Origin of the sequence: Peribacillus sp. R9-11, assembly GCF_031345095.1 — a bacterium.
In the GTDB taxonomy this organism is placed as follows: Bacteria; Bacillota; Bacilli; order Bacillales; family DSM-1321; genus Peribacillus; species Peribacillus butanolivorans.
In genome coordinates this window covers 1637861-1661767 of record NZ_CP133763.1, presented here as the reverse complement: position 1 = coordinate 1661767, position 23907 = coordinate 1637861, and the positions used below count along the sequence as shown (strand labels likewise).

Here is a 23907-nt window from a genome sequence, read left to right as displayed (position 1 = left end):
TTAATTTTCTGAATTTATTTTTATTTTATCATATGTCTTCCTACCACAAATAGCAACTAATTTGTTCTTTTAACTTAAAGGAATTTTTCGATAATGAACTAAATCGTTATTTTTCAATTATTACTTTTACTTATGCTACAATATGTGCAGATATTACGGTAGGAGAGATGATAATGAATATAGCAAGTTTTTCAGCTGATGATTTTAACGTTTTTAAAATTGATGGATTGGAACCGCGAATGGATGCTTTAAAAGAGCAGATCCAACCCAAGCTACAAGCACTTGGTGAGCACTTTTCACAACAATTATCTGTGATGACCGGTGAAGAGATGTTCCCTCATGTTGCTAAGCATGCTAGAAGGAAAGTAAACCCTCCTAACGACACTTGGGTTGCCTTTGCTGCCAACAGCCGAGGTTATAAAATGATGCCACATTTCCAAATTGGTTTGTGGGAAACACATATGTTCATTTGGTTCGCAGTCATTTATGAAGCTCCTAATAAAGTTGAAATCGGGAGGCATCTAGAGCAAAATGCGAAGCAATTCATAAAAAATATTCCCTCACATTATGTTTGGTCGATGGATCATACGAAACCTGAAGTAATCCCTCATGATGGCCTTTCGGTTGATGATTTGAATTCAATGTTTAATCGTTTGCAGACAGTAAAGAAAGCTGAAATTCTTTGCGGGATAAGAATTTCTCGCGAAGAAGCCATTCAATTAAATGATGATGATTTCATTAAAACCATTAATGATGCTTTTGAGCATCTTTTACCCTTATATAAATTAAAATAAACACATATTCTACGTATTGCATTGGAATTAGTAGATGAATAGAGCATTCATACTTTAATATAAATAAAGAAAAGGGAGAGCCATTAAAGGCTCTCCTTTTCTTATTTTTGCACCAATTCTTTACTTGCTTGTATCAATTCACTTATTTGATTTTCTTTACCCGCTTCAAAGCATTCGATTATCTTGCTTCCGACGATGACACCATCGCAGGATTGCACCGTATTGCGGACATGATCTGGAGTAGAGATGCCAAATCCGGCAAGAACAGGAACAGGGCTTAGGTCTTTTACCTGTTTTAAATAGCCTCCGAGTTCTCCTCCAAAGGCATCACGGGTCCCCGTAATGCCCTTTACAGTCACAGCATAGATAAAACCCTCTGCCCCTGCCGTAATCTGAGTAATCCGTTCTCTAGAAGACGTGAGCGTCACGAGACGGATCAGTACAATCCCTGCAGTTTTTATAGTTGAAAAGACAGCTTCTTCTTCAATTGGCAAATCAGGGATAATACATCCGGCGATTCCTGCCTGAAGACAATCTTCTGTGAATTCTTTAAGGCCATATGCCATAATAGAATTTGCATACCCCATTAAAATGATTGGAATGTTTACATCGCCTTTGATTTCAGTCACTTTTTTTAGGATATCTTTTAAAGTTGTACCATTCTCCAAAGAACGGATTCCCGCCTGTTGGATAACCGGTCCATCAGCAACAGGGTCTGAGAATGGGATACCTAATTCGACAGCTGTTGCCCCGCTTTTTTCAAGGAATACAAGTTGGCTCTTTAGCCGTTCAAGACCGCCATCTCCTGCCATAATGTAAGGAATAAATGCTTTTTCTCCCCTAGATTCACATTCCTGCAGCGCTTTTGTTAATTTATTCATGTTCGCTACCCCCTAATATAGATTGGACCGTTTCAACATCCTTATCGCCACGGCCAGATAAGCAAATCACCAAGCCTGTCCCTTTCTCCATTTCTTTGGCAAGTTTTAAACCGTAGGAGATGGCATGTGAACTTTCCAATGCAGGTATGATCCCTTCTTCCTTTGAAAGCAAAACGAGAGCTTCTAGGGCTTCTTGATCGGTAACTGAAGTATATGTCACACGATTTGTATCTTTTAGAAAACTGTGTTCCGGTCCAACCCCCGGATAATCTAACCCTGCTGAAATCGAATGTGCCTCCTGAATCTGGCCATCTTCGTTCTGCAATACATACATGAATGCCCCATGAAGCACCCCTGGCTTTCCTTTTGTTAAGCTTGAAGCATGTAACGGTGTATCAAGACCATGACCTGCTGCTTCTACTCCATATAATTTAACCGTTTCATCCTCAATGAATGGATAAAACATACCCATGGCATTGCTGCCACCGCCTATGCAAGCGACTATGGCATCAGGAAGAGCATGTACCACTTCAGAATATTGACGCTTCGTTTCCTTACCAATCACGCTTTGAAAATCGCGTACAATAACAGGAAATGGATGCGGCCCAAGGACTGACCCCATAATATAATGAGTGTCTTCCACATTAGCTACCCAGTACCGTAACGCCTCATTGACTGCATCCTTTAGTGTCCCACTTCCTTGTGATACAGATATGACCTTGGCACCCAGAAGTTCCATCCGGAAAACATTTAATTTCTGTCTCCTGATATCTTCCTCTCCCATAAAAATGATGCACTCTAACTTCAGCAAAGCACAAACTGTCGCCGTTGCCACTCCATGCTGTCCTGCACCTGTTTCGGCAATGACTTTTTTCTTGCCCATTTTCTGTGTTAATAAAGCCTGACCAATCGTATTATTGATTTTATGGGCACCCGTATGATTTAGGTCCTCACGCTTCAGATAAATATCGGCACCACCAGCAAGTTTCGTTAAATTTTCTGAAAAATAAAGGGGCGTTTCACGACCAATATATTGAGTAAGGTAGTAATTCAGTTGCTTTTGGAATTCTGGATCTTTTTTTGATTGTTCATATACTTCTTCAAGCTCTGTTATTGCCGCCATTAAGGTTTCCGGAACGAAACGGCCACCATATGCTCCAAAATGACCAGTTTGGTCGGGCTGTGTATAAGTACTCATCTATTTATTCCTCTTTTCCGGCTGTATTTTTCGCCTTAGTAATAAAAGCTTTTATTTTTGCAGCATCCTTTAATCCATTTGTTTCGACACCACTCGCTACGTCAACTGCGAATGGTGATACGGCAGTAATCGCTTTTCCGACATTTTCTGAAGTCAATCCTCCAGCTAGAAAAATTTTCTCCTTTGGTAAGCCCGCTTTACGAAGCATATCCCAATCCAAAGTCATTCCCTTACCAGAATTTCCTTTAGGAAGATCTACTAGTAGAAAATCAGCCGGATAATCGTGAAGGCTTTCAAGATCTTTCTCTGACTGGATGGCAAAGGCCTTAATAACCGGGAGAGGCATTCTCTCAGCAAAACTGGCAGACTCGTTACCATGTAGCTGAATATAATCCAATCCGGCAATTTCAGCACTTCGTATCACTTCTTGTTCGGTTTGATTAGCAAACACTCCGACTTTTTTTACGTGTGCAGGGAGATTCCCCGCTATTTCACATACTATTTCGGGATGAACTTTCCGGCTACTTTCTGCAAAAATGAACCCAATAAAGTCTGCACCGAATGTTACAGCTGTCTGAGCCGCTGCTAATGTCTTTATCCCACAAATTTTTACAAACATATTAATCTCCTTATAAACTCATTTGCAGTTCTGCCATCGTATTTGGAAGGTTAGGTGATATCATTAATGTTTCTCCAACTAAAATGCCCCTCGCCCCTGCTTCCCTCACACGCTGTACGTCTTCTTTTGTCTTGATTCCACTTTCGCTGATAATGATGTGACGTTTTGGATCAAGTAGCTTCGCAAGTCGTTCCGTAACCGCCAAATCCACTTCGAATGTTTTTAAATTTCGATTGTTAATCCCTATCAGCTCTGCATTAAGCTCAAGTGCTTGCTTTAACTCGGCTTCATCATGGACTTCTGTTAATACATCAAGCCCTTTATGTTTTGCATATTGATATAAATCATGAAGGCGTTCTTTTGAAAGAGCTGCCACAATTAATAGAATGATAGTCGCACCAGCTTGATAGGCACGGTCGATTTGAATTTCATCAATGATGAAATCTTTACATAACCTTGGAATTTGTATAGCCTGGCTCACGTTTTTTAAATCGGCAATTGACCCTTTAAAGAAGACCTCATCCGTCAATATCGATATGGCTGCGGCTCCACCTTTTTCGTAAGAAAGAGCCTGCTCGATTGGATCGACATTCATTTTAATGTCTCCTTTTGATGGGGATGCTCGTTTAATTTCCGCGATAACCGCGATTGATTTCGCCGTTTTCAATTTTTCTACAAGAGAAGGTCTGACTGTATTGATCATTTCCCCATCATCTAAACCCATTTCTTTTAACTGTGCTACTTCTACTTTTTTCTGTTCAATAATTTTCGTTAAAATATTATCCATTTACATTACCACCTTATTTCTGTTGCCATAGGCAATTAGATTTTCTAATTTTTTCAGAGCCGATCCGCTGTCCAGACTTTCTTCCGCCAAGGTAATTCCTTTTTTGATCGTCGCTGCCGTTCCATGGGCGTATAAACCCAAACCTGCATTCAATAAAACGGTGTCACGATATGCACCTTTTTCTCCTTTTAAGAGACGGAGCATAATATCAGCATTTTCTTTTGCATCACCGCCGCGGATTGCGTCATTTCCGTAAATCGGCAAATCCACTTCCTCAGGATGGAGTGTAAAAGGGATAATATCCCCTTGCTCCAGAAGCACGAGTGAATTTTCTCCCTGTAGGCTGGCTTCATCCATAAAACCTGCACCATTGATGACAACCGCACGTGTTCTGCCTAATTTATGAAGTACTTCTGCAAATAGCTCGAGCATATCACGGCGGTTAATACCTAATAATTGTGTATCGAGCTGAACGGGATTCGTTAATGGTCCTATCAGATTAAATATTGTCGGGATTTTCAATTCTTTTCTCACTTTCATGATTCGGGCAATATTAGGGTGTACAGAAGGGGCAAATAAGAAAGTGATTCCATTTTCCTCTAACAGTTCTTTCATCATTTCTGGTTCTAAGAACAAATTAACACCGAGCTCTTCCAAAACATCTGCACTTCCTGTTTTACTTGAAATGCTGCGGTTTCCATGTTTGGCAACCTTAACACCTGCACCAGCCAGCACGAAGGCTGAAGCGGTACTAATATTGAAGCTTTGTGAGCCATCTCCACCAGTTCCGCAATTATCCATCACATTAAGGCAGTTTGTTTTCACACTTCTTGCTTCTTTTCTCATGACTCGGACAAGGCTTGCAATTTCACCTGCCGTTTCACCTTTTGCTTTTAGAGCAATAATGAAAGCCGCCATCTCGCTTTCCGTAATATCTGTAGAAAATAACGCTTGGGCTGCTATACTCATCTCATCTTCCGTCAATGTTTGACGCTCTGCTAACTTTTCTAAATACTCCTTCACTACTAACTCCCCCAATTGTTTTTTGTGATTATAAAATGGATTCTTTCTTCTCTAATTGATATGTCTCGGCAATCTTATAAAATTCATGTAATAGTTCCTTACCGATTTTCGTTCCAATAGATTCAGGGTGGAATTGTAAACCGTAAAGCGGATAATCTTGATGTTTTAAAGCCATGATTTCTCCATCATCCACTGCGCTCGCCGTAACAGTTAATTCATTAGGTAAGCTTTCCCTTTCAACTACTAAGGAATGGTAACGCATCACTGGAAATTGTGGATTCTGATTGACAAATACCCCTGTTCCGTCATGTTCGATAACCGATGTTTTGCCGTGCATGATATATTTGGCCCCAATCACATTTGCCCCAAAGGTTGCACCAATAGCCTGATGACCAAGGCAAATACCTAAAAGCGGAAGCTTCTTATAAAAAGAACGTATGATTTCCATGCTAATTCCAGCATCTTCTGGACGGCCTGGCCCTGGTGAAATAACGATTGCCTTAGGATTCATTTCCTCAATTTCAGCAATGGTGATTTCGTCATTTCTTTTCACGATGATTTCTTTTTCTACTTCCCCTAAATATTGATAAAGGTTATAAGTAAACGAGTCATAGTTATCAATTAATAAAATCATTTTGTGTTAACCTCCATGAGCGCTCGTGCTTTATTTTGTGTTTCCTCATATTCTGTTTTTGGATCTGAATCATATACAATTCCTGCTCCGGCCTGTACATACGCACTGCCATCTTTTATGATCATCGTCCGGATTGCAAGAGCCATATCTAGATCTCCACCAAAACCGATAAATCCTATTGCCCCTGAATAGATCCCGCGTTTACAATTTTCAAGTTCGTTAATCAACTCCATTGCCCTAATTTTAGGGGCTCCTGAGACAGTACCTGCAGGAAGACATACCGTTAATGCATCTAAACTCGTGAATCCTTCCTTAAGTTCTCCGCTAATCTTTGAGGCAATATGCATGACATGTTGATATCTTTGAATTTCCATTTCCTCGGTAAGGTGGATTGAGCCTATTTCACAAACCCTCCCAAGATCATTTCTTCCGAGATCAACAAGCATTCTATGTTCAGCGAGTTCTTTTTCATCCATCAGCAGGCTTTTTTCCATGCCTTTATCTTCTTCATCCGTCTTCCCTCTTGGTCGTGTACCGGCAATGGGGTTAACATGAACCATTCCTGCTGAAACACTGATCAAACTTTCAGGGGAGGAACCTATAATAGTATAGTCACCAAATTCGATATAAAACATATAGGGAGATGGGTTGGCTAAGCGGAGACGGCGGTAAGCATCGAAAGGCTCTCCATCAAAGTCGGCCTGAAACCTTTGTGACAAGACGACTTGGAAAACTTCACCTGCCACAATCGCTTCCTTTACTTCAAGTACCATTTTCTCGAATTCATCCTGGCTGAAATTAGAATTAAATTCTAAAGATTCTGACGATATTTCCTTTGAGGGTTTACTAGGCCGATTGATTTTCTCCTTCATTCCCATTAGGCTTATTTCGCTATCCTCTTCCGCAGTCAAAAGATGAATCTTTTGAAGTACATGATCAAATATATACAGTTCCTTAAAGAAAAGGAAATGAGCATCCGGCATTTGAAGAGAATCAGGTGGCACCGGACCGATGTTTTCATAAAGACGAATAATATCATAGCCCATATACCCGATTGCCCCACCATTAAATGGCGGAAGATGAACTGGGGAATCTTCTATTTCTACCAACAATTGATTTTTCAGAAATTCAATGATATTGATGTTCCTTACGAGTTTCTCACCTGTATTAGAATCCTTCACATATACTTGATTACCTAATGACGTCACCTCCAAATATGGGTTTGATCCTAGATAGGAGTAGCGACCATTATCATGATGTGAATTCGAACTTTCCAATAAAAACTTCTTTTCTTCATCCAATTTTTGGAAAATGGCAATCGGTGTATGAATATCCCCTTCAATCGTTTCCATTTTGAAACGGAGTATCTTTTTTTCATCCAAATGATTCATCTAATATTACCTCCTAATTTTCAATCCAATAATGAAAACTTCCGATTGCTATACCTTTAGGCAAACATATTCGGAGTTGTGTTTATATTTTTTCTCTAAAATCTTTCTCCAGTTCATCTTCACAATAATTGTAAATGCATAAAAAAAGCCCCCTGCAAACACAAATTATGTGTCTGCAGAGGACGGTATACCGCGGTGCCACCTCAAGTTGGAAAAACATATTATTTTTCCCTCTCAAGCAAGAAATTATACATTTCTTGCCAAACCCATTAACGGTGGAAGCCGAGTTTCCCTACTTATTTCAAGAAACCACTCATAAGTCCATTCACCTTCTTATATCGTACCGGTTTCCACCTGTTCCGGCTCTCTTTGACGACTCTAAAAAGATTACTACTCTTAATCATAGATTTAATTATCCATTTTAAAAAAACACAAAAAGGGCCCTCATCCAAAGGACGAGGAACCCGTGGTACCACCTTAATTAGCTTAATAAGCTCACTTTACGGCATTATAAATATTATATGCCTATCTCCATTAACGATGAGATAATCGCCAAAGCCTACTCCGTCAATCCGTTTCGGTTTGGGGCTCGGAAGTCCATTCGCTTAAATTTGTTCACCAGTTTTCAGCAACCACTGGCTCTCTGCAGAACAGCATTAAGGTACTCTTCTTCGTCATTGCCTTTATCATTTCTTGATTATTATGTTAAAACAATCTATTCATGAAGTCAATGGAGTTTTCTAAAAATAATATTTTTATTATTTCATTCGTATCCAGTCATCGTCTTCGATTTCTTTTGCTTTCTTAATAACAAGATATGCGGAATAGTCGCTGACAGACTCAAACTCATCCGTATATTTTTTTTCATCCGCTTTGCCGGGGACTATTTCCTTAAACCTTCGATATGCTTTCATAAAAGCTTCTTTTTGTATTTTACTTTCATATGCCTTTTCGACTGCTTCAAAAAATTTAATAACATCGACGATTTCTTCCGTTGACCAATCAAGATCCATTGGATATTGATAATCCATGCTTACACGCTCCTTCTAGATAGTTATTCCTGTTGCTTGGGAGACTATTATCAGTCTGCCCATTTTGAGCGAATTGCCTCTGCTTGGCTGATAATCCGACTGAGTAGCTCAGCCGTCGTTGGTACATCATGAATCAGACCCATTACTTGTCCAGCCCAAGCATATCCTTCACCTTCAACTCCATCATGGATATAACGCTGGTTTGCTTTTCCACTTATGTAATTCTGCAGTTGCTCATATCCGCCGTCTTCCTTTTCTATTTCAAGAATTTTATCAGTCCAACCATTTGCAATAACACGGGCTGGTGCACCAATAGACCGCTTAATGACAACGGTATCATTTTCTGTACCGGAAACCAAGGCATTTTTGTATAATTCATGGGCATGAACACATTCTTTTACTGCAATGAACCTGGTGCCCATTTCAATCCCTTCGGCTCCAAGTGCCAACGCCGCCATCAACCCGCGCCCATCACCGAAACCACCTGAGGCGATGACTGGAATTTTCACGGAGTCTACCACTTGAGGAATTAATACAGAGGTTCCGATATCATCGCGTCCTAAATGTCCTCCGCCCTCCTGACCAACTACCATCACTGCGTCTGCACCCAGCTGCTCAGCCTTGATTGCCTGCCTTCTTGCCGCAACTAGCACAAGTTTTTTCACCGGAGTATCCTTAACATAATCGATAAATGGCGCTGGATTCCCACCAGTTACAGAAACAACGGCAATCTCCTCTTTTAGTGCTGCTTCAAGCATATGTTCATATGGTCTTCCGTGCTGACCAATTGCAAAATTAACGCCAAACGGTTTGTCCGTCAATGATTTTGTTTTTCGTATTTCCTCTACCAATTGATCAGGGTTATCCAACGACATCGCTGTTACCTGCCCTAGGCCCCCTGCATTCGAAACAGCCGCAGCTAGTTCTGCATAAGCTAAATGCGCCAATCCTCCTTGCACAATCGGGTATTGAATCCCTAACAAATCAGTCACACGAGTTTTCCAATTCAAAATCTTCATCCCCCTTTTACTTCTGAGTGAGTTTTATTAATGAACACTCTCTATTACACCTTTATTATGGCAAATATTGTTTTTTCATTCAATTTTAAAACTCATAGTTCAAATTGTTTTTGATTTAAAAGATAAACTCTTGAACTGGTAAATATTCCTTCCTGCTATTACAAGGTATGTACAATAGAACTCAAGCTGTTATTTTTTACATTAAACTCACGCTAGGCATTTATATGTAAGACGTGCTATAATTCATTTGTTTTATGTCTATCCACAAGAGCTTACTAACCGTTTTTTAAGGTTACTCCAAATAGGAGAAACATACGACTGTAAATAGAAAGGGAGTATATTTCCCTGGATATTTCGTACCTATTATATTGAAAAGGGGCCACAAAGAATTGTCACAGAATGAAACACCATTATATACTGCCTTATTACAGCATGCCAAAAAAAATCCCGTTCAATTTCATATTCCAGGTCATAAAAAAGGAAAAGGAATGGACGCTGATTTTCGTGATTTTATTGGAGAAAATGCACTATCTATAGATTTAATCAATATCGCACCACTCGATGATCTCCACCAGCCAAAGGGAATCATTAAAAGAGCCCAGGACCTTGCTGCAGAAGCATTTGGGGCCGACCATACATTCTTTTCCGTTCAGGGAACAAGCGGTGCAATCATGACGATGGTCATGGCAGTCTGCGGTCCTGGGGATAAAATCATCGTCCCGAGGAACGTACATAAATCTGTTATGTCTGCTATTGTATTTTCAGGAGCGGTTCCTATTTTCATCAATCCTGAAATTGACAAAGACTTGGGAATCTCACATGGAATTACCATTGATGCTGTTGAAAAAACATTAAAGGAACACAGCGATGCAAAAGGCTTACTCGTAATCAATCCGACCTATTTCGGCATTTCTGCTGATTTGCAGAAAATTGTAGAAGTTGCTCATTCCTACCAAATACCTGTACTGGTTGATGAAGCCCATGGTGTTCATATTCACTTCCACGAAGACTTGCCTATGTCCGCTATGCAAGCTGGAGCTGATATGGCCGCTACGAGTGTTCATAAACTGGGTGGATCACTAACAGGAAGTTCCATTTTAAATGTTAAAAATGGTTTAATTTCTGCCAATCGGGTCCAGGCAATTTTGAGTATGCTCACTACTACCTCAACTTCCTATATTCTTCTTGCATCTCTCGATACCGCAAGAAGACAACTTGCGACCGTTGGAAGAGAAATGATAGATGGTGCTATCAAGCTTGCAGAGTATATCCGGACAGCTATTAATGAGATTCCTTATTTATACTGTGTTGGAAGCGAAATTTTAGGTAGTAAGGCAACCTATAGTTATGATCCGACAAAACTAATCATCTCCATTAAAGAATTGAATATTACCGGATACGACGTTGAGAAATGGCTTCGAGAAAAACATAATATTGAAGTAGAACTTTCTGATTTGTATAACATCCTTTGCCTAATCACACCAGGGGACTCTAAAACAGAAGCAGATTTGTTAATCGCTGCCCTTAAAGACTTATCGGATGAGTTTAAAGAAATGGCTGCTGATCATGAAAAAATCGAAGTCCTGCTTCCCGATACACCACCTCTTGCTTTATCACCGAGAGATGCATTTTACGCAGAAACTGAAGTGGTTCCTATCGAGGAATCTGTTGGCAAAATCAGTGCTGAATTCATCATGGTCTATCCGCCAGGGATTCCAATTTTTATACCTGGTGAACTGATAACAGAAGATAATATCACATACATTCAGAAAAATATCGAGGTTGGTCTACCAGTTCAAGGTCCAGAGGATCCAGAAATTAAATATTTACGAATTATTAAAAACTGATTGAATATCAAAAACCAGAGCATAAACAAACTGCTCTGGTTTTTTTATGCGACTCCAAAGGCCCACCCCATTCCAGTTGCCCGTGCTTTACACAGATAAAGTTCAGAAATATAGGGATTTGCCAAATTCTGAGTTCCTACTGTACAAGCAAAAAAAGGGTGCCCCAGGTTACAGCTCCTGAAACACCCTCGAATTCTATTAATATCTGAGATTATCTTTTTTATTATTTTTCAGAGGCAGCCGTATCACAGCTGTGGCAGTTGTGATTGTGTGTATAAAGTACACTTACTTTTTCATCTTCAAAATGTTCAATCGTGCTATTGCAAGTTTGACATACGATAGTTCCCATTTTTACAACCCCTTCCTCTATATTGTATGCATTAATCATTAAATGTAACCGCTTTATATGAATTATAATATAACACATTTATAATTTCAAGCTATTAAGTATAACATATATAAAATTCCCTTAAATTCATTTCATTCAATGCCTTTGATTTATTTCTCTCTGGATTGAAGCCCCCTTAAAATGGTTAGAAGGACAGAGACTCAAAGCTTCACAGTAGGCTGATACATTTTATCACGAAGCGAATCCAACGACTCTTCCATTCTCCATATTAAAGTAGCTGGTTAAAGGTTAGGCTATTCGAAGTCGTTTAGCTTGTTCTACGGTCTAACCTAAACATGGTATTTATCCATACAAAGTATCCTGAGTAGATGTTGAATCTGTCAACACCCTGAAATTAACCTCCTCATAATCATAGGCGGCAGAATGTCAGTTACGAGTTCTGCAGTGATTGTTATTGTCTGTTTTATAAACCCCTGTAAATAATTCTTCTTTGTCCATTTGTGACCTTTTTCACCCTATATATAAATTCATGCTTACACTTGCATTAGTTCATCAAAATCGTAAGTCTTCAACCAGGACGCACATGCCTCAATATCAGTGGAAAACATACGGTCCTTTGTAATACTCGGTACAATCTCCCTGGCCTTTTCAAAGAAACGAAGGGTTCTCGGAGCCATTCGTTCGATTCCCCGGTATTCGACCCCCTGCATCGCTGTAATACATTCAATCGCCAACTACATGCCATGTATATTTTGAATGATCTGGTATGCGTGTCTTGCTGCAATCGTACCCATGCTCACATGTCCTCTTGATTAGCTGAAGATGGAATGGAGTCTTACACTTGCTGGATGGGCCAGCGCCTTATTTTCCTATATGAGCGATGCCGCACAATATTGCATAATCATTGCACCTTACTGTAGCCCAGGTCTTGCGCTCAAAAAAGGTGGCAGATCATTCAGCTGTGGATTTACGAGTCGTTCAATCCTCCGTTCTGATATACTAGCAATTTCTGCAACACCCATCTTAAAAAAATCCATTGCAAATGCAAGAGGTTGACCATGAAAGTTCCCCTGAAATCATAGTTTCTCCTTCATCAAAAATAAGGGGATATTGGGAGAAAGGGTGACCATCTCTTTATTAAAAATGATTTTTTGATTGACTTATTGTTAAAACTTTACCGGTAAGCATCATCCCCTACACCCCTTTAACATAGTAAAGGAGCTGTATCGCTTTAAATTAAGTGATACAGCCCCTTTTTTGTAAAACATTAATATCTTCATCAAATTGTATATTCATAATATATTCATGATTCCCACCTCTTATTAACTATCATCTGTATAAATTTTACATCGAAATAAAAACTGGAAGCCAACACACTTTAACAATTTTTAAAAACATTAACAAACTAACCTAGCAGAGTGAAAAAGGCATTTTACCTTTAAATTTACATATAGATAAGTATATAAAACAACCATAAAATGTTAAAATACAATTAAAATCTATAGAGCTAAGGGGGATTCAAATGATTGAAAATGCCTATATCAAGCTCGTTCCTGAGTCTGTGAAAGAAGCCGTAACCATTGAAGACGTGAAGGAATTACTCACATATTACCAAATGATCACCGCTAAAACGGGAAAACAACTCAATTGGGATTATGATAAGAAGGCATTTCCTTATGAAATGAAAGAGCCTGAAAAGATGAAAGATAAAGTAATTTATCTCCAATCCAATGTGGACAGATATCACATGATACTAATCGGAGTCGACCAAGAAATCGTACAGGACGAAGATGGACTAGAGCGAATTCAATCTTATATCCAATTCACCCTCCCAGAAACGGCAACATTCGGTGATAAAGGGAAAGCTAATGAATTATGCAAATTCCTTGCAAAGAAGTTACGAGCACAGCTCCATCTCTTTAACAAGCGAGTGATGTATTACTATCCAAGAAAATAAAAAACTGATAGTGGCCGTAACTTCAAATCATTCAGGCGTTTCAATTAATTTTGGGTCAAGAATCTTATATCCTTTCTTATGAAAATCTTTCACAATATCCTCTATCGCTTCTCTCGTCCATTTTCGGTCGTGCATCAGTAAACTGGCTCCATTGGATAAATAAGGATTGTTCAACATGATCTCTTTCAATGCTTTTTTATCTTGATATTCCTTTTCCCAATCATATCCATATGTCCAATTCATGACCAGCATTTTTTCATTTGCAGCAACTTTTTTGGAAAAATCGGTATTAGATCCAAAAGGCGCCCTAAAATACTTAGGGCGTTCCCCGATAATGCCTTCCACCAAATTATTCAATTTTACGATTTCCCGCTTTTGCTCTTCTTCTGTCAGCTCTTTCAAATTGACATGAGAATAAGTATGATTACCGATGGAAAAGCCCATATCATGAATTTCTTTTAACATCGATTTCTTTTCATCACTTTCAAGAAAATGTCCATTTACAAAAAATATCGCCGGCACTTGAAGTTTTTGAAGTGTTTTTGCAATTTCTATCGAGTACTTATCAGGTGCATCATCGAACGTCAACAAGACAACCTTAGGTTCTGCATCCTGAATTGGTTCAAATGACCAATTATCTTTGTTCAACCGGTACTCGGCCTGAAAATTTTCTTTCTCTGAATTCCTAATTGTTTTTGAAGCTTCTTCTTTCATATCTTGCTCTTGTTTGGTTTCATCTTGGATAGTGGTAGTTGTTTCCACACTTTTTGGTTCTTTTTTTTCAGTTTGATTGGAAACTGAATTATTACAACCAATTAATAAAAGTGAAGCAAATATAAACATAACTACTACTTTGGTGATCATGTTTCCTCCGTGTTTTTCATGTGTCATTGTAAAGATTCAAAATTCAATAAATGGGTACTAACGTTTCCAAAAGAATTTGCATTACACCGTAACATAGTAAACTGATTATGGTAACAAGCATTGTCCGCTTGTTGGATTTTAAAATCATTTTACCAATGTAAATGGCCAAATAAGAAAAAACCAGAAACATAAATACCTTAAAAACAAAACGATCATTAACAGAAAGCCATTCAACCAATGTATATCCGCTCCAAACGATTAGTTGAAAGAGGATTACCAGATAATTTTTCAAGTGATCCACCCCATTTAAATTGAATAATCAGCCACTTTGTTTAATCGGCATCCTTATTCTTCAGTACATCGCTCTTTCTATTTTTTTTCCTCTTTTACTCAATTTAAACCTTTTATAGAAAAAAAGTATGAAGACCTTTGTATAGCTTATGCGCATTTTGCACTTTTCATTTAAATTGAGTAAAGAAAATATCCTAATTTGGGAGAAGACATTAAATTTGTACCAGTTTTAATTTATTTTTTATTTATAAAAACCAAAAAAGCGCACTGCAAATGGCAGCACGCTTTTTTTGGTATCAATTATTTAATAATATGAATTGGAGTTCCTAGGGCTACTTCAGCAGCTTCCATAGTGATTTCTCCTAAAGTTGGATGTGCATGGATTGTCATCGCGATATCTTCAGCAGTCATTCCTGCTTCGATAGCTAAACCAAGTTCTGCAATCATATCAGAAGCATTCGGTCCTGCGATTTGGGCTCCAATAACCAATCCGTCTTCTTTGCGAGTGATTAGCTTCACAAATCCGTCCGTATTGTTCAATGAAAGAGCACGTCCATTTGCAGCGAATGGGAACTTAGAAGCAAGCGCTTCGATTCCAGCTTCCTTCGCTTCTTTTTCATTATATCCGACAGAAGCAAGTTCTGGTTCAGAGAATACAACAGCCGGAATAGCAAGATAGTCGATTTCTGATGAATGTCCTGCAATGGCTTCAGCTGCAATTTTACCTTCATAAGAAGCTTTATGAGCCAATTGAGGTCCAGAAACGATATCACCGATTGCGTAAATGTTTTTCACGCTTGTACGGCATTGTTTATCCGTTTCGATTAAACCACGGTCAGTCATTTTGATTCCGACTTGTTCAAGACCAATTTCTGAAGTGTTCGGACGACGACCTACTGTTACTAAAACGTAATCGGCTTCGACTTTTTTCTCTTCGCCTTTTACTTCATAAGTAACGGTAACGCCTGTTTCAGTTTCTTCCACACCTTTAGCATTTGCTTTAGTAACAATTTCAGCACCTTTGTTTTTAAGGTTACGTTTAACAAGTGCTGCCATTTGTTTTTCAAAGCCTGCAGAAAGAATCTCTTCCGTACCTTCAAGTATAGTCACTTTAGTTCCAAAGCTGGCGAATGCGCCGCCAAGCTCTGTACCAATGTAACCTCCACCGATTACTACGATAGAACTTGGAACTTCTTCCAAAGCAAGAGCTCCAGTAGAATTAAGTACACGTTTCGTATATTTAAAGGACGGAATCTCGATTGGTGATGAACCAGTAGCGATGATTGCGTTTTTAAATGTATATGTTTGAGCTGAGTCATCATTCATAACACGGATGCTGTTTTCATCAACGAAATAAGCTTCGCCTGTTACAACCTCAACGTTATTACCTTTTAACAGGCTGCTTACGCCGCCAGTTAATTTTTTTACAACAGTACCTTTCCAAGCTTGTACTTTAGAAAAATCAACAGTAACTTTTTCTGCAAAGATACCCATGTCTTCTGAATGTTGAGCCTCATGGAAACGGTGTCCCGCTGAAATTAAAGCTTTTGATGGGATACAGCCTACATTCAAACAAACTCCGCCAATTGTTCCTTTTTCAACGACCGTTACTTTCTGTCCAAGCTGTGCTGCGCGAATTGCCGCAACATATCCCCCTGGGCCTGAACCGATCACTAAAGTATCTGTTTCGATTGGAAAATCTCCTACTACCATTGTTTACGCCTCCATTAGCAATAATTCTGGGTCGTTCAATAACTTTTTGATGTGATTCAATGCATGCTGAGCAGTAGCCCCGTCAATCATGCGGTGATCAAAACTCAGTGATAATGCCAGAACTGGAGCGGCGATAATTTCCCCGTCGCGTACAATTGCTTTTTCGGCAATGCGTCCAATCCCTAGAATGGCAACTTCTGGATGATTGATTACAGGTGTGAACCACTGACCGCCTGCGGAACCGATATTCGTGATGGAACATGAAGCACCTTTCATTTCGTTAGGAGCCAATTTTCCGTCACGAGCTTTCGTAGCTAATTCATTAATTTCTTGTGAAATAGCAAAAGTTGATTTACGATCTGCATCTTTTACAACTGGAACGAGCAGTCCTTTGTCTGTGTCTGCCGCAATTCCGATATTGTAATAGTGTTTATGGATAATTTCACTTGCCTCATCATCAAACGATGTGTTAAGCATAGGGAATTCACGCAATGCACTTGTTAACGCTTTAACAACATAAGGTAGGAATGTAAGCTTAATTCCTTTTTCTGCAGCAATTTCCTTGAATTTCTTACGATGAGCAACTAGTAGCGTCACATCGACTTCATCCATTAATGTTACATGTGGAGCTGTCTGTTTGGATTTAACCATTGCTTTGGCGATCGCTTTTCTCATACCGCTCATTTTCTCGCGAGTTTCAGGATATTGCCCTTCTGGAATTGAAACTTTTTGTTTTTCGGTTGTTTCCGTATCGTTTTGTTGTGAAGCTTCACTTTGAGCTGCTGGTTGCTGTGGAGCCGTTTTGCCGTTTTTGAAAGCATCGATATCTTCTTTCATGATGCGGCCATTATCCCCAGAACCAGAAATCTCACGAATATTTACCCCTTGTTCGCGTGCATATTTCCTAACAGAAGGCATGGCGATAATACGTCGTGAAGGATCCGCCTCAACCTGTGGTTGTGATCCCGCGCCCGTTTCTGCACTATTTTCTTGAACCGGAGCAGCCTCTTTCTTGACTTCCTGTCCAGCTTCAGCCGTAGCTTGAACCTGGGCCTCCGTATTCTTCTCACCTTCTGCCTTCGCTTCTTCTCCATGATCCCCTTTAAACTGAAGATCTTCATAACCTGGAGCATCGAATGTTACAAGTACATCACCGACAACGGCAACCGTTCCTTCTTGAACAAGGATTTCTTCCACGGTACCTTCCACTGGTGATGGAATTTCAACAACGGCTTTATCGTTTTGAACCTCGCAAAGCACGTCATCTTCTTGGATCTTATCTCCTGGTTTAACAAACCATTTCACTATTTCACCTTCGTGTATACCTTCTCCGATATCAGGGAGTCTAAATTGGAATGCCACTGAGTTCAACCTCCTATATTAAATCATACTTAGTGCTTTGAATAAAGTCCTTTATCTTGTAATTCTTCTAATGCGAATTACTTCCTCAAGCAGTTACTACCATTCCGATTACTCAAGATAGTTAAAACTTCAAGACTTTAGTCGCCGTTTCAATAATGTCTTTATAATTAGGGAGCCATACTGTTTCAGCTTGAGAAAACGGGAATACTGTATCAGCAGCAGCCACTCGTAGTACTGGTGCATCCAAGCTTAAAATAGCACGTTCGTTAATTTCCGCGACAACATTCGCTGCTATGCCAGCTTGCTTTTGTGCTTCTTGAACAACGATAGCGCGTCCAGTTTTTTCCACTGATGCAATGATTGTATCAATATCCAATGGAGATACAGTTCTTAAGTCAACAACTTCAACCGAATGACCTTCCTTAGCCAATTCTTCAGCTGCCTTGATTGATTCCTGTACCATCGCACCATACGTAATAATGGACAAATCCGTTCCTTCTCTTTTTACATCTGCTTTTCCTAATGGAATTGTATATTCTTCCTCAGGAACTTCCTGACGGAAAGAGCGGTACAATTTCATGTGCTCAAGGAAAATGACAGGGTCATTATCACGAATCGCTGAAATCAATAAGCCTTTAGCATCGTAAGGAGTGGAAGGGATAACTACCTTTAACCCTGGTTGCTGAGCCATTAAACCTTCTAAGCTATCAGCATGCATTTCCGGAGTATGCACTCCACCTCCGAAAGGTGAGCGAATTGTAACCGGCGCACTGTAACGTCCGCCTGAACGGTAGCGCATACGAGCAAGCTGACCGCTTACGGAATCCATTACTTCATATATAAAACCGAAGAATTGAATTTCAGGAACAGGACGGAAACCTTGTAAAGAAAGACCGACCGCTAATCCACCGATTCCAGATTCAGCAAGAGGAGTATCGAATACACGATCTTCGCCGAATTCTTTTTGAAGATTTTCCGTTGCACGGAAAACTCCACCATTAAGACCAACATCTTCTCCAAAAACGAGTACATTCTCGTCATTTTTAAGTTCTGTACGTAATGCTTCTGTAATTGCTTGAATCATCGTCAATTGAGCCATGGCTTACTTCGACTCCTTCTCTTTATAAATTTCATATTGTTCTTTTAAGTTATAAGGCATTTCTTCATACATGTTTTCAATAAGGTCTGTCACCTTTTGCTTAGGTTCTGCATCTGCCATTTTGATTGCTTCTTTAATATCGTCTTTTGCTTTTTCTATTGTTTCGTTCTCTAATTCTTCATTCCAGAGTTTTTTGTTTTCCAAGAACTTGCGGAAACGAACCAATGGATCTTTCAATTCCCACTCATTATCCATATCAGAAGTACGGTAGCGTGTCGGGTCATCTCCAGCCATCGTATGTGGTCCATAACGGTAAGTTAATGTTTCAATCAATGTAGGGCCCTCACCATTAATTGCACGTTCACGAGCTTCTTTAACTGCTGTATAAACGGCCAACGCATCCATACCATCAACTTGGATGCCAGGAATACCTGCAGCCACACCCTTTTGGGCTAATGTTTTCGATGCTGATTGCAATTCAACAGGTGTTGAGATTGCAAAACGGTTATTTTGTACGATGAAAATAGCTGGTGCTTTAAATGCACCTGCAAAGTTGATTCCTTCGTAGAAGTCCCCTTGTGATGTACCACCGTCACCCGTATATGTGATTGCTACTGCTTTTTTACCGCGTTTTTTCATACCTAAAGCTACACCTGCAGCCTGAATATACTGAGCACCGATAATAATTTGCGGTGAAATTACATTAACATCTTCCGGGATTTGATTCCCTTTAAAATGTCCCCTTGAGAATAAGAATGCTTGCCAAAGCGGCAGACCATGCCAAACAATTTGCGGCACATCACGATAACCTGGAAGAATGAAATCTTCTTTCTCCAATGCATACTGGGAAGCGATTTGCGAGGCTTCTTGACCGGCAGTCGGTGCATAGAACCCTAATCTCCCTTGACGGTTCAATGAAATTGAACGTTGATCCAAGATACGCGTATAAACCATGCGGCGCATTAATTCTTGTAGTTGTTCATCAGTTAAATCAGGCATTGCCGCTTCGTTAACGACTTCTCCTTCTTCATTTATAATTTGAAAAGTTTCAAATTGTTCTTCCACTTTCTTAAGCTGATTCTGAACATTAAATTTAGCTTGTTTAGTTTTTTGAGCCATTTGGCACCTCATCCTTTCATTAAAAAGGTTTGCTATTATTATTCTATAAGCAAAAATATTTTGCTTTATAGTTTCTTCAACAATGCATTCTTTTATTTTTCCCTTAAGCCTAATCCCTCAAACGTGGATATGGTTAATATGTCTCAATCTTATTCTGTACCATAAAAAAAATCAAGAAAAATGATACAAGAACTTTTATAAATTTAGTTTACAAGATGCATTCACGTCAAGTCAATCACTTGTATTTCCTTATTTTTAAGATTCAATAGAATTTCCAACGCCAAATCTTCATCACTGTGTTAGTTTTGATTTTGTAACTGTACTATAAATTTTCTTCCTTTTTTTAATTTATAGGTACTGAAGTATAATATTTCACTTCTATTGACTATCCAATCGATTCCCAAATTGCTTTAACTAAAGGCATTTGAGACTTTAAAATAATATTTCAAGAAAATTTTTAAACGCTTTCATTTCATTCTGCTGTTAGATTTTCTATTTTAGAATTTTTTTAGTACAGTTTCTTCATTTTTTATATTTAGGAGTTCTTTTATATATTGAATAAAAAAATTATTCTAGAATTTTTTAGTTAATAAACTAATGAATGCATAAAAAATAGGCTATGGGTATTACCCACAGCCCATTAAATAATTATTTTTTGGTTGAATCTGCCATTTCTATTCCTGAACTGTTGTAAAAACTTTCTTTTTTCTGATTAGATTTTTCAGTTAATTCATTAAATTGGCTATTCGTTTTCAACACTTTTGTATATGAGGTATTGATTTTCTTGATTTGGCCTTGTAACTCATCCATTTTCAAATCTTCTTTTTTAAATAGTTCATACAATTCACGATCATATTCTAAGCTTTGCTGATAAGCTTCATATAGGGTATCGTACGTGCTATATCGTTCACTCATTATCTTATTCATTTCAGTGGCTTCTTTTTTTACCTTCTTATCTTCTATTTTCCCAATTTGTTCTTCTATCTTATTAAATTGTTTTTTTGAGGCCTGCATACTGTTATGTTCTTTTTCAATAATAGCCTCGCGTTCATCAATATTCTTAGTTGCTTCATCTGAAAGTTCAACGATTTGTTCATATTCATTCATTCCAAGTTTAATAATTTTATCATATTGCTCTTTTTCTTTATTCTCCAATTTATTAAGTGGCTCTTGATGCTCGGTAAAATCACTTTCCTTCTCCGTAGTTTTTTCAAGAATTTTATGGATTTTTTCTTCCGGTGAACTACTAAAACAACCGGTCATAATTGTTAAGGAAAGAAGTAAAACAAAATATAGACGAAAACGTTTCAACATCGACAGCTCCTCCTGATAGTTCTTTGAAGTAGGATATTTTTCTACTCATCTGTTTTAGATGATTGCAGACTCTTGTACTAATCATATTCTAAGCAGGAATTTTCCATTACTAGGCTTTAGCCTACACCCTTTAAACCGTATTGCATAGGCTGTAGAGACCGTTTCAACTTAGAGTGGTCAATACTTTAACAATATAAAAACGGAGGTATAAAATTATGTATGGAGGTTACACCCAGGATTGTTGTTATCCGGTTTCCACTGCACCCAGCTATGGTTATGGGGGAGGTGGAGGGGGATGTGGAGGCGGCTTTGGATCCGGCTTTGCTCTAATCATCGTCCTTTTCATCCTGCTTATCATTGTCGGCGCCTGCTTCTGCTAAACAGATAATTACTACTACCTTTACCCGAATATGTTATCTATTTACCCTGATTTCACAAAAAAATGAATGATTTTTAAAAAAAGATCACAATCGGTTTATACAATCATGATAGGGATAGGGATTTGAGTATTGATCCTATCCCTATCATGTTCTCTTTTATCAATCCAAAAGCCTAAGTATACAGTCCATTAACTTTTCGTATTTTTTTTGTTAAAATAACCCTATACATATATTATAAATTTTTAATGGGGTGAAAGATTATGCTTACTATGGATGATTTTGTTAACGAAGACGATCCAATATTAAGAAAAGTCGCGTTGGAAGTACCACTGCCGGCTTCTGATGAAGATAAGCAACTTTTAACCAGCTTGATGGAATATGTCCAAAATAGCCAGAATCCTGAAATTTCAGCTCAATATGGTTTAAGAGCTGGGATAGGCTTGGCCGCACCACAGGTAAATGTTTCAAAACGGATGATTGCCGTTCATTTAAAAGATAAAAATGGTGAACTGTATAGCTACGCTCTTTTCAATCCTAAACTCATTAGCCATTCAGTGGAGAAAGCCTACTTAACGACAGGTGAAGGTTGTCTTTCAGTTAATCGTCCAATCTCTGGTTATGTATCACGTTATGCTCGAATAATGGTATCAGGTACGACTCTGGATGGAACACTGGTTCAGCTCCGCTTAAAAGGGACCCCAGCCATTTGCTTTCAACATGAAATCGACCATCTGAACGGAATCTTGTTTTATGATCATATTAATCCAAAAGATCCCTTTACCATTCCAGAAAATTCCGTTGCGGTAGAAAGATGAGCTAACTAAGTGATAAAAAACTCCCATCAGTTGACGGGAGTTTTTAGTTCTAGATCAGATCAAGTTCTTTTAATCCGTAAAGTATACCATCATTATCGACATCCTTCGTTACAAAGTCGGCCTCCTGCTTCAAAAGCTGACTGGCATTCCCCATTGCCACGCCATATCCCGCTACTTTTAACATCTCTATATCATTTAACCCATCCCCGAATGCATAAACATCCTCAAGGCCAAATCCGACTTTTTCCATTAATATCTTTATACCTTCTGCCTTTGACCCACCGAATGGAAGTACATCCGTCGAATACGTATGCCATCTAATAAAATGAAATTTATCATACTGACCAACAAATTTCCCTTCTTCATCCTCAGAGCAAAATAATAACGCTTGGTATATGTCATGATCTTCGTAAAAATCGGCATGAAGTTCTGGATGTGGAAACTTCAGACTGCTTAATGCCTCCTCAATTCTGCTATGATGCGGTACACTAGATTTCATTGTCTCTTCATTCATAAATACAATTGGTATATTATTTTTTTCAGAATGTTCGTGAAGCCTTTTTATTTCAGACAAACTTAAAGGATTTTTGTAAATGACTTCACCTTCAAAAACAACATATTGTCCATTAAAACTTACGAATGTATCGATGCCAAGCTCTTCCCTTAAAGATTCAAACATGAACGGAGCCCTACCTGTAGCAATCGCAACAAAAACCCCATTGTCTTGTAATTGCTTAATAGCTTTTTTCGTTGAGGCAGGTAACTTTTTTTCATGATCTAGCAATGTTCCATCAATATCAAAGAATACGATTTTCACTAACTCTTCACTTCCAATTCATTCAGTTTTCCTTTTTTAATATGTACCCATTTAATAATTGTCATAAAGATAAGTCAAGTAACTCACACCTGTCAATTAACATTTATTGCTACGTTTTTTATTTACAAATGAGCATATACTACTGTAAATAAAATTCATTAAAGCTCAACTTATTCTTCCTACTCTCTCCTCCCAAATCTGCACCTTTTCTATATTACCTCTAAAAGCCTAGTTATCTACTGAGTATTACGCCTTTTTTTACAAAAATGGGCCAAGTACTTGTAAAGACATATTTACTTTATTGAATAATCCTATACAATAATAATTAAGGGAGTGTGATCGCCATGTTAAAAAAGCTTCGTAAAAAGCTTGTAAAACAGTGGAATGATCTTTTAAGAAAAAAATCAATCGCATGAACTGCCGTACCTATTGTGCCTTGGCCGTCATCCAAATGCGAGTTTTTTTCGTACAGCCCTTCAAAAACTTGCGGAGGGCTTCTTCCTTGTTGTAAAGTTCTTGTTAAGCCTTCTTCTATCTTGGCTTTGAAAATTTCAAGTAAGTACATATTGCATTCGGAATATGAAGCGTTGTCTCTTAATGGAA

24 protein-coding genes, 1 pseudogene and 2 other annotated features are annotated in these 23907 nt (G+C 38.5%); of the genes and pseudogenes, 5 read left to right on the top strand and 20 right to left on the bottom strand.

The features are described from left to right. Positions 1-173 precede the first annotated feature (173 nt). A complete protein-coding gene (locus RE409_RS08020; RefSeq protein ID WP_201221515.1) occupies positions 174-794 on the top strand; it encodes a YktB family protein in 621 nt (206 codons plus the stop codon). Positions 795-895: 101 nt separating this feature from the next. Here the strand turns inward: RE409_RS08020 and trpA are convergent, their stop codons facing one another. From trpA to RE409_RS07975, 9 genes are all read right to left on the bottom strand, one after another. Then, positions 896-1675: a tryptophan synthase subunit alpha gene (gene trpA, locus RE409_RS08015; RefSeq protein WP_309558800.1), complete on the bottom strand. Its 780-nt coding sequence runs from the start codon at positions 1673-1675 to the stop codon at positions 896-898. Beyond that, positions 1668-2873, bottom strand: a complete 1206-nt coding sequence (gene trpB / locus RE409_RS08010; protein WP_053345186.1) for a tryptophan synthase subunit beta — start codon at positions 2871-2873, stop codon at positions 1668-1670. Before trpB ends, trpA begins: the two co-directional genes overlap by 8 nt. Before the next feature lie 4 nt (positions 2874-2877). Then, a complete protein-coding gene (locus tag RE409_RS08005; RefSeq protein WP_057213461.1) occupies positions 2878-3492 on the bottom strand; it encodes a phosphoribosylanthranilate isomerase in 615 nt (204 codons plus the stop codon). Positions 3493-3502: 10 nt separating this feature from the next. Beyond that, the gene (gene trpC, locus RE409_RS08000; RefSeq protein WP_201181595.1) at positions 3503-4279 is read right to left on the bottom strand and encodes an indole-3-glycerol phosphate synthase TrpC; all 777 of its coding nucleotides are present in this window, start codon (positions 4277-4279) and stop codon (positions 3503-3505) included. Then, the gene (trpD, locus tag RE409_RS07995; RefSeq protein ID WP_201181597.1) at positions 4280-5302 is read right to left on the bottom strand and encodes an anthranilate phosphoribosyltransferase; all 1023 of its coding nucleotides are present in this window, start codon (positions 5300-5302) and stop codon (positions 4280-4282) included. 28 nt (positions 5303-5330) lie between these two features. Beyond that, on the bottom strand, positions 5331-5936 hold the full coding sequence (locus tag RE409_RS07990; RefSeq protein ID WP_201181598.1) for an anthranilate synthase component II: 606 nt from the start codon (positions 5934-5936) through the stop codon (positions 5331-5333). After that, positions 5933-7327 carry an anthranilate synthase component I gene (gene trpE / locus RE409_RS07985; RefSeq protein ID WP_201181600.1) on the bottom strand — a complete coding sequence of 465 codons (1395 nt, stop codon included), beginning with the start codon at positions 7325-7327 and terminating at the stop codon, positions 5933-5935. Before trpE ends, RE409_RS07990 begins: the two co-directional genes overlap by 4 nt. A gap of 175 nt (positions 7328-7502) precedes the next feature. Continuing rightward, positions 7503-7740 (bottom strand) — a binding site (T-box leader). A 35-nt stretch (positions 7741-7775) separates the two neighbouring features. Next, positions 7776-8014 (bottom strand) — a binding site (T-box leader). Between the two features lie 71 nt (positions 8015-8085). Next, entirely contained in the window at positions 8086-8358 is a 273-nt protein-coding gene (locus RE409_RS07980) for a UPF0223 family protein (RefSeq protein ID WP_053345180.1), read from the bottom strand. A 50-nt stretch (positions 8359-8408) separates the two neighbouring features. Continuing rightward, a complete protein-coding gene (locus RE409_RS07975; RefSeq protein ID WP_309558799.1) occupies positions 8409-9368 on the bottom strand; it encodes an NAD(P)H-dependent flavin oxidoreductase in 960 nt (319 codons plus the stop codon). A 398-nt stretch (positions 9369-9766) separates the two neighbouring features. Between RE409_RS07975 and RE409_RS07970 the strand changes: the two genes are divergently transcribed. Further along, complete coding sequence (locus RE409_RS07970; protein WP_201181602.1) at positions 9767-11224, top strand: aminotransferase class I/II-fold pyridoxal phosphate-dependent enzyme; 1458 nt, start codon at positions 9767-9769, stop codon at positions 11222-11224. Between the two features lie 223 nt (positions 11225-11447). Here the strand turns inward: RE409_RS07970 and RE409_RS07965 are convergent, their stop codons facing one another. Together RE409_RS07965 and RE409_RS07960 are read right to left on the bottom strand one after the other, a co-directional pair. After that, entirely contained in the window at positions 11448-11573 is a 126-nt protein-coding gene (locus RE409_RS07965; RefSeq protein ID WP_098175446.1) for a GapA-binding peptide SR1P, read from the bottom strand. A gap of 533 nt (positions 11574-12106) precedes the next feature. Further along, a pseudogene (locus RE409_RS07960) lies at positions 12107-12680 on the bottom strand (aromatic amino acid lyase); the annotation flags it as partial. A gap of 415 nt (positions 12681-13095) precedes the next feature. Here RE409_RS07960 and RE409_RS07955 point away from each other — a divergent pair. Then, the gene (locus tag RE409_RS07955) at positions 13096-13530 is read left to right on the top strand and encodes a DUF1885 family protein (RefSeq protein WP_053345171.1); all 435 of its coding nucleotides are present in this window, start codon (positions 13096-13098) and stop codon (positions 13528-13530) included. Positions 13531-13557: 27 nt separating this feature from the next. Here RE409_RS07955 and RE409_RS07950 read toward each other — a convergent pair whose 3' ends face one another. From RE409_RS07950 to RE409_RS07920, 7 genes are all read right to left on the bottom strand, one after another. Next, positions 13558-14421 (bottom strand): polysaccharide deacetylase family protein, encoded by an 864-nt coding sequence (locus RE409_RS07950; protein WP_309558798.1) that lies wholly within the window; start codon positions 14419-14421, stop codon positions 13558-13560. A 16-nt stretch (positions 14422-14437) separates the two neighbouring features. Beyond that, positions 14438-14695, bottom strand: coding sequence for a hypothetical protein (locus tag RE409_RS07945; RefSeq protein ID WP_309446312.1), 258 nt, complete (start codon positions 14693-14695; stop codon positions 14438-14440). Positions 14696-14985: 290 nt separating this feature from the next. Continuing rightward, the gene (lpdA, locus tag RE409_RS07940) at positions 14986-16398 is read right to left on the bottom strand and encodes a dihydrolipoyl dehydrogenase (protein WP_053345168.1); all 1413 of its coding nucleotides are present in this window, start codon (positions 16396-16398) and stop codon (positions 14986-14988) included. Between the two features lie 3 nt (positions 16399-16401). Further along, positions 16402-17760: a dihydrolipoamide acetyltransferase family protein gene (locus tag RE409_RS07935; protein WP_056530562.1), complete on the bottom strand. Its 1359-nt coding sequence runs from the start codon at positions 17758-17760 to the stop codon at positions 16402-16404. 121 nt (positions 17761-17881) lie between these two features. Continuing rightward, the gene (locus RE409_RS07930) at positions 17882-18859 is read right to left on the bottom strand and encodes an alpha-ketoacid dehydrogenase subunit beta (protein ID WP_053345166.1); all 978 of its coding nucleotides are present in this window, start codon (positions 18857-18859) and stop codon (positions 17882-17884) included. A gap of 3 nt (positions 18860-18862) precedes the next feature. Next, positions 18863-19978 (bottom strand): pyruvate dehydrogenase (acetyl-transferring) E1 component subunit alpha, encoded by a 1116-nt coding sequence (gene pdhA, locus RE409_RS07925; RefSeq protein ID WP_201181610.1) that lies wholly within the window; start codon positions 19976-19978, stop codon positions 18863-18865. A gap of 648 nt (positions 19979-20626) precedes the next feature. Then, the gene (locus RE409_RS07920) at positions 20627-21292 is read right to left on the bottom strand and encodes a YkyA family protein (protein WP_201221519.1); all 666 of its coding nucleotides are present in this window, start codon (positions 21290-21292) and stop codon (positions 20627-20629) included. Positions 21293-21507: 215 nt separating this feature from the next. Between RE409_RS07920 and RE409_RS07915 the strand changes: the two genes are divergently transcribed. Then, the gene (locus RE409_RS07915) at positions 21508-21672 is read left to right on the top strand and encodes a YjcZ family sporulation protein (RefSeq protein WP_309558796.1); all 165 of its coding nucleotides are present in this window, start codon (positions 21508-21510) and stop codon (positions 21670-21672) included. A 260-nt stretch (positions 21673-21932) separates the two neighbouring features. Further along, positions 21933-22487, top strand: a complete 555-nt coding sequence (gene def, locus RE409_RS07910) for a peptide deformylase (protein ID WP_201181618.1) — start codon at positions 21933-21935, stop codon at positions 22485-22487. A 49-nt stretch (positions 22488-22536) separates the two neighbouring features. Here def and RE409_RS07905 read toward each other — a convergent pair whose 3' ends face one another. Continuing rightward, positions 22537-23304: a Cof-type HAD-IIB family hydrolase gene (locus RE409_RS07905; RefSeq protein WP_236694876.1), complete on the bottom strand. Its 768-nt coding sequence runs from the start codon at positions 23302-23304 to the stop codon at positions 22537-22539. Positions 23305-23629: 325 nt separating this feature from the next. Then, positions 23630-23869: a hypothetical protein gene (locus tag RE409_RS07900; RefSeq protein ID WP_053345161.1), complete on the bottom strand. Its 240-nt coding sequence runs from the start codon at positions 23867-23869 to the stop codon at positions 23630-23632. Positions 23870-23907 lie beyond the last annotated feature (38 nt).